Below are 15532 nucleotides of genomic sequence, written 5' to 3'. Positions count from 1 at the left end.
GATTTCCGGTGCCTTGTTTCATCGCCTGCTGGACGTTGCGCGTGGACACCACGGACGCGACCTCGTTGCGCCGCAGGTTCATCCAGCGAATCGGGGCGAGTACCTCGATGCGTCTGACTTTCCAGCGAACGGCCGGCTTGAAGAAGATGGCCTCGAAGATGGCGCGTGCTGCCGACGGAGTGATGACGTCGTAGCTGACGCGCTCGACCTTCATCTCCGGCCGTGTAAAGCAGGCAAACTCCCCTCGCACGCCCAGCACGAAGCGTTGATGGTCCGTCATTTTCGTTCCCCCCTCGCCCCGAGAGCCTACTGAACGAGCGTGGCGGCGTCGAGTACGGCACCATCACCCAACAGACCCAAATGTGGGCTGTAACGCTGATCGTCCTTCAGTACCACCCAGCCCGGCAACGGCTCGATAAAGTCGCCTCGCGCCAGCCCCGCCTTCACTTCGAGCCGCCTTGCCTGCACCACGAACCGCTGCAAGATCCGCAATTGCCAGCGCTCGGAGGTGCCGGCCTCCAGTGAAGCAAGCGCTTGTGTCACGCGTTCGTCGGCGCCGGCCCTCGGCACATAGGGCACGACGACCGCCACCTGGTCCTGATCATCGATCAGTCGGTATGCCTGCGCAGCGCTGCGCAACCGCATGTCGAAATCGGGACTTCGACGCAGCATGGGCAGCACCTGCTTCTCGTCGAGCTGGAACTGTCCGTACCAGTGTCTGAAATATTCGTCGAAGAGTTCAGGTGCCAGTGCCTCCGGCCGCGCGTCACCGAGCACCGAGCGCGTCGCCTGTGCGGCGCGCACCAGCGCGAAAGCGTGGCCGGAATCGGCCGAACCGAACACCTCCACGCCCCACCGCGCGATCCAAGCCGGCCTTCGCGGTTACAGCGACCCGATGCCTGGGCAATGGCATCGAGCCCTGCCAAGGCACGGAAGACGACCGGAAAATCGAGGTCTCACTGCTTCCACGAGTTGCGTCGCCACCACGCGCAACGGGCGAGGGTCGCCCTCGCGACGCGCATCGAGCCGATTCCGGATCTCGCCGATGATATCTGCGCGGTGCTGGCCGCAATGGCGGCAGACAGGTGCAGCGTCGGCTCGGCGTCAAGGGCTCCGCGGTCCAGCGACCGCACCAGTTCGGCCGCATCGCGCCTCGTGTTGACAATCGAGAGCACCGCAGGCTCCGCCGAGAGCCGCGCCGCGACAGTCTGGATCTCCTCCGGCACCTGTAGATCAGCTGGCCACTGCACGCGAACGCGTTCTAGCTTTTCGTACAGGGCTGCACCGCCTGCACGATTTCGCAGGGTCGCGCCTCACCACGGGCCGCCCCGCAGGCCGGCACGGGGATCGAACCGCCGAATGTCGTTCAGCACCGGCTGCGTGGCGGTGCACGACGATCGACACGCCATAGTGGTTGGCGAGGAGCCGCAGTGCGTCCAGGGTTGGTTGAAGGAACGGCGGCGGCAGCGTCTGCGCTTAGTCCAGCACGATCACGCTGCGCTGAACGCGGTGCAGCTTGCGGCAGCGGCTCGTGCGCGCGGCAAACAGCCTGTCGAACAACTGGACGTTGGTCGTCACGATCAGGGGCGCGTCCCAGTTCTCGCATGCCAGGCGCGACCTCGCCGTCTCCTCTCAACCCCACCGTCGGCCTGACTGTGGTGCTCGATCACGTTGTCGCGGCCGAAGATGCCGGTGAGAACGTCGACCGTCTGCTCGACGATACTTGTGTAGGGGATGGCAACGATCACGCGGTCCAGTCCATGAGCCACGGCGTGACGCAACGCGAACGCCAAAGAAGCCAGGGTCTTGCCGCCACCGGTAGGTACCTGAAGACTGAACACGCCAGTCGGCTGGATCGCGGCTGTGCGGCAATCGGAAAGCACCTGGGCGCGTGCTCGCATCACGGGCTCATCTGCGCGGCCAGCGGCAAGCACCTGCTGCGCCATGGCATCCAGGTGGGCATCCAACCGGGCCAGGTATTGATCCAGTTTGGGGAAGCCCGCACGACGCATTGCCTTGGATCTTTCGAAATAGGCCTCGGTGTCGAGGAAGTCGGAATCCACGAGCGCTGAGAACAGCATGCGCAACCAAAGCGCCTGCGCAAGCGGTTCATCCCTGTCAAGGCCAGGAATGGCGCCGAATAGCGCTGCCGCGTCGATCCCTTCGGGAATCTCCAATACCTCAGGCGCGTGGGCCGCACAGACACGCAGAGCCTCCTCGCGTTCCCGATCGCTGTCTGCGCGACCACCACCACTGAGGCGGTCGTCGAGTTCGGCACTGTCATAGAGCCCAGCGTGATGCGAGGCAATCAGCATCGCGAGCAGGCGGCCAGCACGCCGTCCCGGCTCACCGAAGTGTGCCTTCATCTGAGCCAAGGCATGCAAGGCGCCGGCGGCGGAGTGGCTCTTGTCTAGCCGCCCGACGCCACGGCCTTCGATGTGAGCGTCTGGATCGTCCCGCACGTAGTGCTGGAAACCGGGGCGAAACTTCCCCAGATCGTGCCAGAGGCCAGCGAGACTGGCCCAGACCGCACCGCCGGACGGGGCGTACCGCCCTGCCTGCTCCGCGACCGCGCGAAGGTGTTCTGTAAGCAGGTGATCAGGGCCGTGGGCCAGCGGCGGGTTCGGACTAGTGTTCATATTTTGTAGCGTACCGACCGGGTGGCTCACCACGTGAGCCACCCGGGACGTTATCGCAAATTGTGGCCCGAACGGCATACGGACTTTTCGCATCATCTGCCCGGAGAACCAGCAGACCACGAAATGTGGGACATGCAGGCGCGGAGAACCCCGCTTATCCTAGGCGATGCGGAACCCCTCTCGTGGCAACGAAAGGGATCGCACCGCAGCATCGGTCATGCCGCCACGAGGAACGATCCAGCCGTATGGATAGAGACACGTCGGAACCAGCACAACGCCTAGCGCCGTTGGGAATGAACTAAGCAGTCGTCTAGATGGAATGCCGGGTCGTGCGACCACGACAAGAATAGCGTCAGGCGGTTTGCGGACCCGTGCAGGCTTGGCAGCCGTCCCGAAGGCTCTCCAGACCCCGCCTCACCCCCGCACCGGCACGTCCTCCGGCGCACCCGTCAGCAGCGATTCGATCACGTCCAGATCCACGGGTTTGACCAGATGCAGGTCGAAACCGGCGGCCTGCGACTGCGCGCGATCGTCGGGCCGCCCCCATCCCGTAATGGCGACGAGCAGCACGTCCCGGCCCCAGGGTGCCGCACGGACCCGCCGTGCCGTCTCGAATCCGTCCAGGCCCGGCATGCCGATATCCAGCATGACCACGTGCGGCTCGAACGTCTCGCCCAGTCGCAGCGCCTCGAATCCGTCGGAGGCCACGCGCATCGCTGCCTCGCAGAGCCAGCAGAATCGCCAGGCTCGATGCGGCATCGGTGTTGTCGTCGGCCACGATCACGCGGCGCGGGCCGCAATGCCGGTGCGCCTTCGCCGGCAGCATCGCCGCTGCGTCCGGAAACACTTCCGCTGCCGGCAGGCGCACTTCGAACTCGCTACCCCGTCCGGGCCCCTCGCTTCTCGCCGTCACGCGGCCACCGTGCAGTTCGGCAAGACGCCTCACCAGGTACAGGCCGATGCCCAGCCCGCCGTTGACGCGGTCCTGAGCCGGAGACACCTGCACGAACATGTCGAAGATGCTGTCCAGCATCGCCGCAGGAATGCCGCGTCCCGTATCGGTCACGGTCACGACCGCCTGGCGCCCTGCCGCGCGAGCCTCACCTCGATCACCCCGCCGCGGGGAGTGAACTTCGCGGCGTTGCCCAGCACGTTGGCGAGCAGCTGGCTGCAACGCGTGATGTCGGCTTCCACATAGAGGGGCCGCTCCGGCACTTCCACCCTGAGCCGATGACCGCCTTCCTCGATGGCCGGTCCGCACGTCTCCATTGCGAGGCGCAGCGCGTACGTCAGTTCCACGCGTTCCTTGCGAAGCTCGATCTTCCCTTGGGTCACGCGCTCCAGGTCCATGAGATCGTCGATGAGCCGCACCATGTGACCGAGCTGCCGTTCCATCATGTCTCGCGCCTGCAGCGCGATATCGGACTCCGGTTCGGAGATGCGCAGGATGGCAAGTCCCGCCCGCAACGGCGCGAGCGGATTGCGCAGTTCGTGCGCCAGCATGGCGAGGAAAGTGTCCTTCTGCCGCTCCGCCTCCGCGAGCGCCTGCCGCAGGCGCCACCCTTCGAGGCTCGCCGTGACCATAGCGGCAAGCTGCAACGCCGCCGTGTTCTCCTCCTGCGAAAAGCCGGCGGAAGGCAGCGCATAGGCCAGCGATCCCATCGGCCGCCCATCGCTCCCGGCCAGTGGAATTTGAAGCTCGCCGTCGCCGTGCTCTGGAACGGACGGCCTCATCGGACCGTCGGCTTTCCGTTGCAGTCCTGGGGGCGTGCCGATGTGCTCCGGCAGCGGATGCACGTCCGCATCGAAACCCTCGAGCGCAGGCGAGCGGAACTCGAGCGGTTCCTGCAGCACGCCGTGGCTTGCCACGACGAGCCGCACCGACGGTGCACCCGTGACGGAACGTCCTGTATCCAGCAGGCCCTGCAAGGTCTCGCCGATGGACACGGAGCCGGCGAGCGGGCCGCACATGTGCAGCGCGGCCTGCACGAGCTCGGCCTGGCAGCGCATCCGCTGCGCCTCCCCGGTGATGTCCGTGAACGTACCCACCCACATCGAAACGTTCCCGCCGGCATCGTGCACGGGCAGCGCGCGGCCCAGATGCGCCCGCATGGCCCCGTCGCTCCGGCGCAGGGCGAAGGAATCCTCCCACGCCGTCCCCTCCGGAGAAGTGCGAGGCCACACCCGTGAGCACCCGGGGAAGTTCGCGGGGATCCAGCGCCCGGGTCCAGTTCCAGCCCTCCGCCTGGTCGGGGCGAAGTCCGGTGTAGTCGTACCAGCGCCGGTTGAACCAGAACACGTGCCCGTCGGGCCGCGCCGTCCAGGCGAGCTGGGCGATCGAATCGGCGAGGGTCCGGAACATGCGTTCGTTCGCTCGAAGATCTTCCTCCGCCCGTCGCCGGCCGCTCAGGTCCAGGACGAAGGACATGCCCTCGCGCAGTGAATCGTGAAAGCGGGCTCCCGCAATGATCACCGGCACGCGGGTGCCGTCCTTGCGCAGGTATTCCTTCTCGTACGCCTGTGCGGCGCCGGTGGCGCGCAGGGCTTCCACCCCGGCTGCGTTGCGGTCGCGCCAGTCCGGAGGAGTCATCGCGTTGAAGTCCAGCCTGCCGGACGTGAGGTCGGTCCGGTCGTAGCCTGTCATGCGCAGGAACTCATCGTTGCAGTCGGTGATGAGCCCGGTGTCCAGGTTCCAGTGGATCACGCCCACGATGTTGGACTCGGACAGCCGCTTCAGGCGGCCTGTGCTCTCCCGCAACTCCCGCAACAGTCCGTCGCGATGGCGAAGCGCCCGCTCGAACGCCCGGCGTTCGCGCCGGCGGCGCAGATCGTCCATGCGCAGGCGCCGGTAGGTCACGCTGAGGACGACGCCGATGACCACGAAGGTCGGGGCGAGCACCCAGTGCGCAGCCGGGGGCATGCCGGAGGATCCAAGCATCTCCGGGACGTACGAACCGGCTGCCAGGCAGGCCAGGGTGGCCACCATGCCCCAACGGGCACCTCCCCAGTGAAGCGCCGCAAGAACGATCAGCACGCCGGGAAGATAGGAGAAGCGCGCGCTGATGTGCCAGAGAACGAGTTCGACGGTGCCGGCGGCAAGCGCAGCGGTGAAGACCACGAGAAGATCACCCCGCCGCCGGGTGAACAGGCGAAGGACCACGGTTGTTGTCACGAACGAACTCCGAACCGGGATGGAGGCTCCCTCCCCGGAACGTCGAGGGGCAATCGGCGTGCTGGCTCTCTGCTCCACCCGGGCCGGCGAGGTCTCGGGGAGCGGCAAGCAGCGGCGGCACGTCCCGGTAATCCCTACCGGACCCAGTTCGCTTGTACACGCCATCGGAGCGAACTCGAGCCCGCAGGGCCACGGTCGTGCACCCTTTCCACGAGGAGAACGGTGAACGGGGACGGCGTTTCCTGGTGCGCGCCCCGTGGGAACGTCGCTTGCGCAGGGGATGCCATGCGCCTATCCCGTCTGCTTCCCTTGCTCGTTGCCGCAGCGCTTTCCGCCTGTGGCGACCAGGCCCGCCTCCCCCCCGAGGCGGTCACCGGCCCCGACCCGGCTTTGCCCGCTCCGCGAAAGGGCGTGCTGCCGACCGTCAACATCGCTCCGGCACGCGGTTGGCCGACCGGCTCGGTGCCCGTCGCGGCGCCGGGCCTCAAGGTCGAACTCTTCGCGAAGGGCTTCGATCATCCCCGTTGGCTCCTCGTGTTGCCCAACGGCGATGTGCTGGTGGCCGAAACCAACGCACCCGCCCGGCCGGAAGACGCCAAGGAATCCGCGGCTGGTTCATGAAGATGGTGATGAAGCGCGCGGGCAGCAGCGGCCGCAGCGCGAATCGCATCACGCTGCTGCGGGACGCCGACGGCGATGGCCGGGTGGAACAGCGGACCGTGTTCCTCGAGAACCTCGACTCGCCGTTCGGCATGGCGCTCGTGGGGAACGATCTCTACGTGGCCAACACCAACGCCCTCGTCCGGTTCCCTATCAGACCGGCGCGACCTGCATCACCGCCGCAGGCAGCCACGTGGTCGATCTGCCGGCCGGCCCATCAATCATCACTGGACCAAGAACGTGATCGCGAGCCCGGACGGCGCCCGTCTTTACGTGACCGTGGGCTCCAACAGCAACGTGGCGGAGAACGGCATGGACAACGAGGCAAACCGCGCCGCCATCCTGGAAGTCGACCCCGCGCTGGGCACCCGCAGGCTCTTCGCTCGGGCCTGCGCAACCCCAACGGACTCGCGTGGGAACCTGTCTCGGGCAAGCTGTGGACGGTCGTCAACGAACGTGACGAACTCGGCAGCGATCTGGTGCCGGACTACCTCTACCTCCGTGCAGGACGGTGCGTTCTACGGCTGGCCCCTACAGCTACTTCGGCCGCCACGTGGACACGCGCGTGAAACCGCCAAGACCCGATCTCGTCGCGCGTGCCGTGGTGCCGGACTACGCCCTGGGCTCGCACGTCGCTCCGCTGGGCCTGGCGATCGCCCGGACCACCGCGTTGCCCGGCCGCTTCGCGTCCGGCGCCTTCATCGGCGAACACGGTTCGTGGAACCGGCGTCCCCGGTCGGGTTACCGCGTCGTGCATGTGCGCTTCGAGGGTGGCCAGCCCGTGGGCGCCCCGGCAGATGTCCTGTCCGGCTTCGTCGACGACGAAGGTTCGGCGCGCGGCCGGCCCGTCGGCGTGGCGCTCGACCGGACCGGCGCATTGCTGGTAGCCGACGACGTGGGCAACGCCGTGTGGCGCGTCACGCCCGCGGACCGTCCCTGACCTTGCCCTACCACCGCGGCAAGCCTGCGGTGACGGTCACGATGATCACGTGTTGCAGGAGCGTGTAGAAGCACAGGAGGCGTGCGCAGTCGAACGCATTCCGCCGTTCCGATGCAAGGCGTCCGCCCACCGCGCGCGCCAGCACGAAGACGAAGAGGACCGTCTGCAGCGCCCCGAAGGATGCCTGATACACGGCCAGCATCCAGACCGACGCCCCGTACGCGCTCGCCGCAGCTTCCTCGCGGGCCGGTGCGTTCGCGACCAGCAAGGCCGCATGCGCGCCGGCTGCCGCCAGCCACGCGCCGATCCAGGCGGCGCCGAACGCCCTGCGGGCATCACGCGCGATGGCACGCCCGGCGGCGATCAGCAGAGCGGCGCTTGCGACACACGCAAGGGCCGAGACAAGCGACGCCACTCCGTCCGGCAATCGCACGCCGCTCGGGGGCCACACGGCGGCAACGTGCCGGAGATGAAAGTATGCGAACAGCAGCGACGCCAGCACCATGACGGCCGTCACCACCAGCACGACCGTACCCCACCACGCGACCGATGCCGATCCGCTCGCGCCCACCGGCAGCCGCACGCCGCCCACGTCGACGGGTCCCGCAGGAACCGCCGGCTCCAGCGGCCACAGCCAGCGCCACAGCGCGACGATCGTGAACGCGCCCGCTGCCCCCGCCACCCAGGTCCACTTCACCGTCAGGAGAAAGAAGAACGCGGCCGTGCCCAGACCGGCGAGCAAGGGCCACGGACTCGGACCGGCCAGGATCTGGAGATATTGCGGCCGGGCCGCGACAGCGGAGGTGACGAGCGATTCCCGCCGGCCCGTGGGTGCATCGTTCAGCAGATGTTCGCCGCGCTCCACCTCGCCGGGGAGTCCGGGGCGATCCCAGAGCGGGTAGCGTTCGCCGATCCGCGGAATGCTGCGAACGCCATAGTTCCCGCCGGGGAGCCATTCGAGGGTGCCTGCCTGCCACGGGTTTCCGCCGTCTGCAGTGCGATTCGCCGCGCCGGGACGAGGGCGGAAGTGCAGCGCCAGATCCAGAAGCACGAGGCCCACGCCCAGCGCGAACACGAAGGCGCCGACGGTGGAAAGCAGATTCAGGGCGTCCCAGCCCAGCCCGGGGAGATAGGTGTGCACCCGACGCGGCATGCCCAGCAATCCAGTCAGGTGCATGGGCAGGAACGTCACGGTGATGCCCGCGAACAGGGTGGCGCATGCCCAGTGCCCGAGACGCTCCGAAAGCGGCCGCCCCGCGGCGAGCGGCGCCCAGTAGTAAAGGCCCGCGAAGAGCGGAAACACCATTCCGCCGATCAGCACGTAGTGCAGATGCGCCACCACGAAGTACGTGTCGTGCGCCTGCCAGTCGAAGGGCACCACGGCCAGCATCACGCCCGTCAATCCGCCCAGGAGAAACGTGGCGATGAAACTTGCCACGAACCACGCCGGCACGGACCACCGGATGCGCCCTCGCCAGAGGGTCGTGATCCAGGCGAAGAACTGGACGGCTGCAGGCAGCGCCACCGCGAGGCTCGCGGCTGACACGAGGATCAGCGCGATGCGCGACACGCCTGCGGAGAACATGTGATGCGCCCACAACGTGAGACTCAGCACGCCCACGCCGATGATCGAGGCCACCACGGCGCGATAGCCTTCGAGGGGCGTGCGCGCGACGGTCGGCACGATCATCGACACGATGCCGGCCGCAAGCAGGAAGATGATGTACACCTCGGGATGCCCGAAGAGCCAGAAGAGGTGCTGCCACAACAGCGGATCGCCGCCCTGTGACGGCACGAAGAACGGCCATCCGAACGCGCGTTCCAGTTCCAGCAGCAGCGTCGCCGCGATGATGGACGGAAAGGCGATGACGATCATGCAGGCCGTGACCAGCATGGCCCAGGCGAAGACCGGCATGTGCATGAGCCGCATGCCCGGCGCGCGCATGCGCAGGATGCCGACCAGCAGTTCCACTGCGCCGGCGATTGCCGAGATCTCGATGAACCCGATGCCCAGCAGCCAGAAGTCGGCCCCCGGCCCGGGCGAGAACGCCGAACCCGAGAGTGGCGGGTACATGAACCAGCCGCCGTCGGGTGCCACGTCGAAGAGCAGCGTGCAGAGGAACGCCGTCCCGCCGAAGGCGTAGGCCCAGAACGAATAGGCGGACAGACGCGGAAAGGGCAGATCGCGCGCTCCCAGCATGCCGGGGAGCAGGTAGACCGCCGCCGCCTCCACGGCCGGCACCGCAAACAGCATCATCACGGTGCGTGCATCGTGAAGAGCCGGTTGTAGGTTTGCGGGCTGACCAGATCGTTCAGAGGGCACGGCGAGCTGCGAGCGCATCACCAGCGAGAATGCCGGCCAGCACCATGAAGCCGATCGCCGCGCCGAGATACCACAGGCCCACGTACGTGTTGTTCACCGCGAAGATCACGCGCCATCCGCGCGGCGGCGCCCAGACGCGCTCGAGGTTCGCGAGCCCCTCTTCTGCTGCGAGGGATTCGCTGCGAGGCTCGCGCACACCGCGGGAGTCTGTGTGCGCCGGCGTCATCGCAGGCCCGACAGGTAGGCGGTGATGGCGCGCAGTTCGCGCCCGGCAAGGGGAAGGGCCGGCATGTGGTTGCCCGGCTTGAGCGATTGCGGGTCCGCAATCCAGCCGGCCAAGGCGCCGGGCTGGTTCGGAAGCGTGCCGGCGGCGAGGAACGCACGGCTTCCGACGTGGGTGAGGTCCGGCCCGGAATCGCTGTTCGCGCCCGTGCCGCGCACGCGATGACAGGCTGCGCAGGGGCCATCGACGAACAACCTCCGGCCTTCCATCGCGAGCGGGATCGACAGGGACGAGCGCGTCCGCGCGCTGATTCTCCACCCAGCGGTCGAAGGACGCCGGCGGCATCACTTCCCCGTACAACGCCATCATCCCGTGCGGGCCGCCGCAGAACTCCGCGCACGGCCCCCGGTACACGCCGGGCCGTTGCGGATTCACGTGGAGCGTATGCGCGTCCCGGCACCGCATCCATCTTTCCGGCGAGAGACGGAATCCAGACGCTGGATCACATCGGCAGACGTGATCTCCAGTTGCACGCTCGCACCCGCAGGCAACCGCAATTCGTTGGCCAGCGTGACGGCGGCCTCTCCGCTCCCCGGCAGCGCCGGCGTGCCCACCGGTTGCGCAGCAGTGCACATCGCTCCTGTCGCTGGCCCCGAAACCGGGGCTGTCCCGGGAAGGTAGGCGACCCGCCACCACCACTGCCTGGCTTCCACCTGGATGCGCAGCACCGGGGACTCGCGCTGCGCCGACAAGGCATCCTGAAGCTGCAGGGACACGGCGAACAGCGCGATCAGCACGGCGGCCGGAACGCCCAGACCGCCGATGACGATCCAGCGCGACGCACGCAGTTCGGTCGCGTGCCGCAGGGCTGCGCGAGCCGCGAGGAACATCACCATTGCAAAGATCGCCAGCACGCCGGCCGTCATGCCCAGCGTGAGCCACCCCGTCCACTGTGCCTGCAGGCCCGCTGCGTCGAACGTGGAGAGGGACCCCTGACCGGTGCTCACGCCGATGTCGCCCCACCGGTCAGGACCGCAGCCTTGGGCAGGCACGCGCCCCTCGCGGGACAGATCCGCCGGCGCCCATCATCGTCGCTGTCTCCGTGGATCAGCGCAACGTGAGCAGGTAGGCTGCCATCGCGCGCTTCATCGGGCGGAACGTCAAGATCCGGCATCGCCGTATCCGGCAGGAACGGCAGGCGCGTCGGCGATCCAGCGTGCGAGCGCCGTTGCCTCGTTGGGGATCCTTCCCGCGATGTAGGCGCGACGGCCGAATCCCGCCAGCGAGGGCCCCGCTGCGCCTGCCGCGCCCCGGACGCCGGGAATGGTGTGGCAGGCTCCGCAGGCAAAGGCCTCGATGGCGTCACGGCCGCGCGCCACCGGCATAGAGGGCAGCTCGCCCCGCCACGCCATTGCGGAGGCACGCCGAGCACGACGAGGGCAAGCAGCGTGCGCAGGAGGATGTTCATCGGGGGGCCAGCAGGTAATCGGCCATCGCGCGCGCATCGCCCGGTGTGACGCCCAGATCGGGCATGAGCGTGCCGGGCCGGACTGCGGAGGGACGTTCGATCCAGCGCGCAAGATCGCCGGGACCCCGCATCGGCATGCCCGCCACGTATCGCCGGTCACGCATGCCGTCGAGCGATGGGTCCCACATGGACGCCAGGGCCCACGACGCCGGGAATGCGATGACAGGAGGTGCAAGCATGCTCGCGTTAGAACGCCGCCTCGCACCGGGGCCTGTCCGTGGCGCGGGGATTCGCAGGCGCTTACGCGGCACGCTCAGCCATCGGCGCAGCCGCTCCGCCGTGACACCCGGCAGCGTACGCACGTGAAGTCCGTCACCGCCTGATGGTACTTCTTCCTCCAGGCGATAACGCCAGGCTGGCGGGCTGGTCATCTTGAGACCGTGTGTGACGATCCAGCGGCATATTCCTCCGCGACCAGTCGTCCGCCGCCTGCATCGAGCGACGTGCACGCGGGCAGCGGGAAGCAGTCCGCGCGCGAACGGCTCTCTGGCGCGATGCCTGGCGTGCCATGGCACTGGCTGCAATGATCGAGGAAGCACCGCATGCCCTGCTCCAGGCTTGTAGGCGTCGAAGCACCGGTGCTTTCTACCGGCACAAAAAGGCACCGAGGCATGCAACCGTTTCTCTGCTGAGAAAGAAACGTCGGGCGAAGATACGCTGGCGCGTCGCCGACACATCGTAGACCCGCGTCGACGAGAAAGGCGGCAAGCCCTTCGCGAGGCCGGCGAAGACCACCCCTGCCGCGAGGCGTGCGGTGATTCTACGCGCAGACACGCGACTGGCGGGTGCCGGCTGGGCAGCGGGGGGGTCCTCGTGCCGTCGTCGGTCGAGTCTTCCGTACGGGCCCTTCATCGTTCAGGGGATCTGTTGCGGCGCACGCCGCGGATGTCTGGCGGCCGCCAGCGCGAAACTGCAGGACCACCAGCGTAGGGGGGCGTGGATGCTGTACGCCTCACACGATCCACGCAAACATGCTGCTCGCGAGGAAATACCCGAAGCCGATAGCCCGCCGCCTCGGCGAACGCGGGCTCGACGAGCCAGGCCGCCGCCACGGTCACCGCCATGTACGGGCCATTGCGGCAGATCGAGCGAGGACATGGTGGTGCGTCCGGCGATCGGGAACGCCGCAAAGCCGTGGACGGAACGCCACTGCGTTTCCCGCCAAGCCTGCGGGCACTTGCGGGCGCCGGCACTGCTGTGCCGCTGGCGTCAGCCGGGTCGCGGCCCTCCGCGATCAGCCCCCGCAGCACGCCGATGCCCACCGGTTTCACCAGATGCAGATCGAAGCCCGCTTCCCAGTTAGGGCTGCGTATCGCGCTCCTGGCCCCAGCCGGTGAGCGCGACGATCGTCATCCCGTGCCCGGCCGTCGTCTCGGGAACGTGCGACCGGGCGACCTCGTAGCCGTTGAGGCCGGGCATGCCGATGTCCAGTAGCACCATCTCGGGCCGAACGGCGTGGCCTGCTTGAGGGCCGGGCCGCCGTCGTGCGCGACGCGCACCTCGTCCCCTAGCACCTCAGCACCTCGCCGAGACTGTCGGGCGACGTCGTGGTTGTCATCGACCACCAGGATCTCGCGGCACTGCCGCTGCTGGCGCCGTGCGCCGCCGCACCAGGGGACCTGGGCCGGCAGGCGGCTGGGCGTCCGCGGGCAGAGGACGGTGAACGTGCTGCCGAGCCCGGGCCGGGCTGACGGCTTTGACCGTCCCCGCCGTGCAGGTCGACCGGCCTTCAAAGCGCGAGGCTGGCCGAGGCCGAGCCGCCGGTCACGCTCCACCGAGCGGTCGACCTGCGAAGGAACATCTCGAAGATCGTCGGCATGGCGGCCTCGGCGATGCCGATGCCGTTGTCGTGCATGTTGACAGTGACGCTGCCGGCGCCAGGCGGTGCGGCGGTCAGGTCGATGAGGCCGCCCGGGTCGGTGTACTTCCGGGCGTTGTTGAGCAGGTTGCCGAAAACCTGTGCGAGCCGCGTGACGTCGCCGTCCCCCGGCAGCGGCTTCGGGCCGGGCTGGTCGACGGACGGGCGGTGGCCCGGCGACGCTCATCGGGGGCGTGACGGCGTCGACTTCGGTCCGCATCACGTCGCGCAGTTCGACCTGGGCTTCGCGGCGCGCCAGCTTGTGCGGGTGGATCCGCGGGAGGTCGAGCGGGTCGTCGATCAGCCGGACCATGTGGCCGCAGCTGGCGGTCCATGGTCTCCTGGGCGCGCAGTCCGACGGACCGCGGGCCGCGGTCGTGGCGCACGACCTGCTCGAGCCCTTCCCGGACCGGGCGCGAGCGGGTTTTCGCAGCTCGTGGGCGAGCGGGGCCAGGAACTCGTCCTTGCGCAAGTCCTGGTCGCGGGCCTGCGCCGTACAGGCGGGCGTTCTCGACGGCGACCGAGGCGATGTGGGCCAACTGCACGCGAAGCACGGCCTCGTCGCTGTCGGTGGGCAGCCCGCCGGGTGAATCGCAAGACCTGCGAGCCGGGATTCTCGCCGCCGTGGCCGATGAACGGCGCAGCGAAGCCAGTCGCGCAGAGCCGCCCCGTGCTACGCAGTCGCCAGGCGACGTGTGCCAGCGCAGCGCGGCGTTTGGTGCGCATGACGTCGCGGTCGGGCCGGGCCGCCGGTGTCGGGCAGGGCGGGAAGACGCCTTGCCTGGGGCAGGCGGTGACGTGGGTCTGGGTGTCGCTGTCCGGACGCGGACGGGCTGGACGTAAACCCCGGTCGGCCGCCGAGGATGCGGCGACCTCGGCGGCGTTAACCTGCAAGGACCGCGTCGAGCAGCCGGCGGCGGCGTGGATGACGAAGCCGAGGCCGTCCCGCGATCTGGCGGACCAGGCGGACCTGCTCGCTCGCAGGCGAGAGGCGAGGGCGAGGCGCTGCTCGTCAGGCTTAGCGGTCAAGTGATGTCGACGGTAATGACGCCGTCAAGCGCGCAGATACCGCCGTCTTCGCGCCCCGGCCGGGGGTGGTCCCGCCGAGAAACGCGGATCCTTGATCGCGCCGGTCGGCCACGGGGTCGACGGTCCGGTAGTCGATGTCATGCAAGGCCGGGCAGGCGTTCGGGCCTCGTCGACGGCGCGGGCGCGCCGCATGGTCTTCAAGATTGGACGCGCGCGTAGAACAGCTCCACTCGGAACCGGCGTCAGGTGGCGGAAACCAGAAATTAACCGCCCGACGCGCGTGTCCCACTGCGGCTCGTAGCTCGGCAGGTCGCAGTACCAGAAGCCGACGCCCGAGACGCGGACGGTGTAGTCGCAGGCGGGACCGGCTGTCGCCGCAGACGCCTGCTCAGCGTACTTGCGCTCGCGGATGTCGCGGAGCGACCTTCGGAGCCGCCGATGATACGACCGCTCGTCCGTCGCGGATCGGCGAGACGGTCAGCGAGATGTCGATCCGCGTCGACCGTCGCGGGTCAGCCGCACGGTCTCGAAGTGGTGGATCGGCTCGCCGCCCGGACGGGGCGGTCGAGATCACTGATGCCTCCTCAGCGGCGCGAACCACGCCGCTCGGGCGGGTTGATCATCGTGATCAGGCGGCCGTCCCCGCGCCTCCTCCAGGCGGTGTAGCCGAAGAGCCGCTGGGCGCCGGCGATTCCAAGCTGCGGATCACTCCGTCGCCAGGCGTCTTTGACATGACGAATCGACGTCGTCGGACGACTCGACGATCGCCGCCAGCCAAGAGCCGCGCCTGCTCCTCGTCGTTCGTGTGCAACAAAGTTCCGGTACCACGCCGGCGCGGAGCAGCCGCTTGCTTTGCTAGAAGTTGCGGACAGGGGTGAGGGCGCGGGGTCGCGCCGCTGGTGTGCTCTCTCCGGTGCGGGTTGTGGTGCCTGGAGGGTCCTGAAGCCATCGCAACAGATCCTGGTGGGGTTGGGCGTGTGGACAGTGGTGGCGGGCTGCGGCGACGACGGCACGGCGGCGGACGGCGGCGGGACGATCGGGACGTCGGTCGGGCCGACGCCGGGTAGGATCGACGGGCAGCGAGCGAGGCGACGCCGCCGACCGGCGGGACAGGCACGACCGCGGACGTGCCGACCGGCGGCGTGTCGCAGGGCGACACG

General features: G+C 68.5%; 15 protein-coding genes and 2 pseudogenes. 2 read left to right on the top strand and 15 right to left on the bottom strand.

The window, feature by feature from the left end; translation table 11 throughout:
- From cas5c to IPK20_21765, 7 genes and pseudogenes are all read right to left on the bottom strand, one after another.
- Positions 1-280, bottom strand: a 280-nt coding sequence (cas5c, locus tag IPK20_21795) for a type I-C CRISPR-associated protein Cas5 (GenBank protein ID MBK8019056.1), incomplete at its 3' end; no start/stop codon positions are given.
- Between the two features lie 26 nt (positions 281-306).
- Positions 307-849 (bottom strand): hypothetical protein, encoded by a 543-nt coding sequence (locus tag IPK20_21790; protein ID MBK8019055.1) that lies wholly within the window; start codon positions 847-849, stop codon positions 307-309.
- A 107-nt stretch (positions 850-956) separates the two neighbouring features.
- Positions 957-1250 (bottom strand): hypothetical protein, encoded by a 294-nt coding sequence (locus IPK20_21785; protein MBK8019054.1) that lies wholly within the window; start codon positions 1248-1250, stop codon positions 957-959.
- Between the two features lie 330 nt (positions 1251-1580).
- Positions 1581-2735, bottom strand: coding sequence for a CRISPR-associated endonuclease Cas3'' (locus IPK20_21780; GenBank protein ID MBK8019053.1), 1155 nt, complete (start codon positions 2733-2735; stop codon positions 1581-1583).
- 318 nt (positions 2736-3053) lie between these two features.
- Positions 3054-3353: a response regulator gene (locus IPK20_21775; GenBank protein MBK8019052.1), complete on the bottom strand. Its 300-nt coding sequence runs from the start codon at positions 3351-3353 to the stop codon at positions 3054-3056.
- 354 nt (positions 3354-3707) lie between these two features.
- The gene (locus IPK20_21770; protein ID MBK8019051.1) at positions 3708-4751 is read right to left on the bottom strand and encodes a HAMP domain-containing histidine kinase; all 1044 of its coding nucleotides are present in this window, start codon (positions 4749-4751) and stop codon (positions 3708-3710) included.
- A 265-nt stretch (positions 4752-5016) separates the two neighbouring features.
- Positions 5017-5976 (bottom strand): annotated as a pseudogene (locus tag IPK20_21765) (PAS domain S-box protein).
- A gap of 120 nt (positions 5977-6096) precedes the next feature.
- On the opposite strand from IPK20_21765, the pseudogene IPK20_21760 reads away from it, so the two are divergent.
- Positions 6097-7411, top strand: a pseudogene (locus tag IPK20_21760) (sorbosone dehydrogenase family protein).
- A gap of 7 nt (positions 7412-7418) precedes the next feature.
- Here the strand turns inward: IPK20_21760 and IPK20_21755 are convergent.
- From IPK20_21755 to IPK20_21720, 8 genes are all read right to left on the bottom strand, one after another.
- Positions 7419-9752 carry a cbb3-type cytochrome c oxidase subunit I gene (locus tag IPK20_21755; GenBank protein MBK8019050.1) on the bottom strand — a complete coding sequence of 778 codons (2334 nt, stop codon included), beginning with the start codon at positions 9750-9752 and terminating at the stop codon, positions 7419-7421.
- Positions 9724-9960, bottom strand: a complete 237-nt coding sequence (locus tag IPK20_21750) for a hypothetical protein (protein ID MBK8019049.1) — start codon at positions 9958-9960, stop codon at positions 9724-9726. The genes IPK20_21755 and IPK20_21750 overlap by 29 nt, the downstream gene beginning before the upstream one ends.
- The gene (locus tag IPK20_21745) at positions 9957-10226 is read right to left on the bottom strand and encodes a c-type cytochrome (protein MBK8019048.1); all 270 of its coding nucleotides are present in this window, start codon (positions 10224-10226) and stop codon (positions 9957-9959) included. The genes IPK20_21750 and IPK20_21745 overlap by 4 nt, the downstream gene beginning before the upstream one ends.
- Before the next feature lie 162 nt (positions 10227-10388).
- Entirely contained in the window at positions 10389-11009 is a 621-nt protein-coding gene (locus IPK20_21740) for a hypothetical protein (protein ID MBK8019047.1), read from the bottom strand.
- 108 nt (positions 11010-11117) lie between these two features.
- Complete coding sequence (locus IPK20_21735) at positions 11118-11342, bottom strand: hypothetical protein (GenBank protein ID MBK8019046.1); 225 nt, start codon at positions 11340-11342, stop codon at positions 11118-11120.
- 79 nt (positions 11343-11421) lie between these two features.
- Entirely contained in the window at positions 11422-11664 is a 243-nt protein-coding gene (locus IPK20_21730) for a hypothetical protein (GenBank protein ID MBK8019045.1), read from the bottom strand.
- A gap of 1120 nt (positions 11665-12784) precedes the next feature.
- Positions 12785-12925 carry a hypothetical protein gene (locus IPK20_21725; GenBank protein MBK8019044.1) on the bottom strand — a complete coding sequence of 47 codons (141 nt, stop codon included), beginning with the start codon at positions 12923-12925 and terminating at the stop codon, positions 12785-12787.
- A 289-nt stretch (positions 12926-13214) separates the two neighbouring features.
- Positions 13215-13478 (bottom strand): ATP-binding protein, encoded by a 264-nt coding sequence (locus tag IPK20_21720; GenBank protein MBK8019043.1) that lies wholly within the window; start codon positions 13476-13478, stop codon positions 13215-13217.
- A gap of 176 nt (positions 13479-13654) precedes the next feature.
- Between IPK20_21720 and IPK20_21715 the strand changes: the two genes are divergently transcribed.
- Positions 13655-13933 carry a hypothetical protein gene (locus IPK20_21715; protein ID MBK8019042.1) on the top strand — a complete coding sequence of 93 codons (279 nt, stop codon included), beginning with the start codon at positions 13655-13657 and terminating at the stop codon, positions 13931-13933.
- The last annotated feature ends 1599 nt before the right edge of the window (positions 13934-15532 follow it).

The sequence above is a fragment of the Betaproteobacteria bacterium genome, assembly GCA_016713305.1.
In the GTDB taxonomy this organism is placed as follows: Bacteria; Pseudomonadota; Gammaproteobacteria; order Burkholderiales.
The sequence above is the reverse complement of the archived record's forward strand: the minus strand, read 5'-3'. Positions and strand labels throughout refer to the sequence as shown.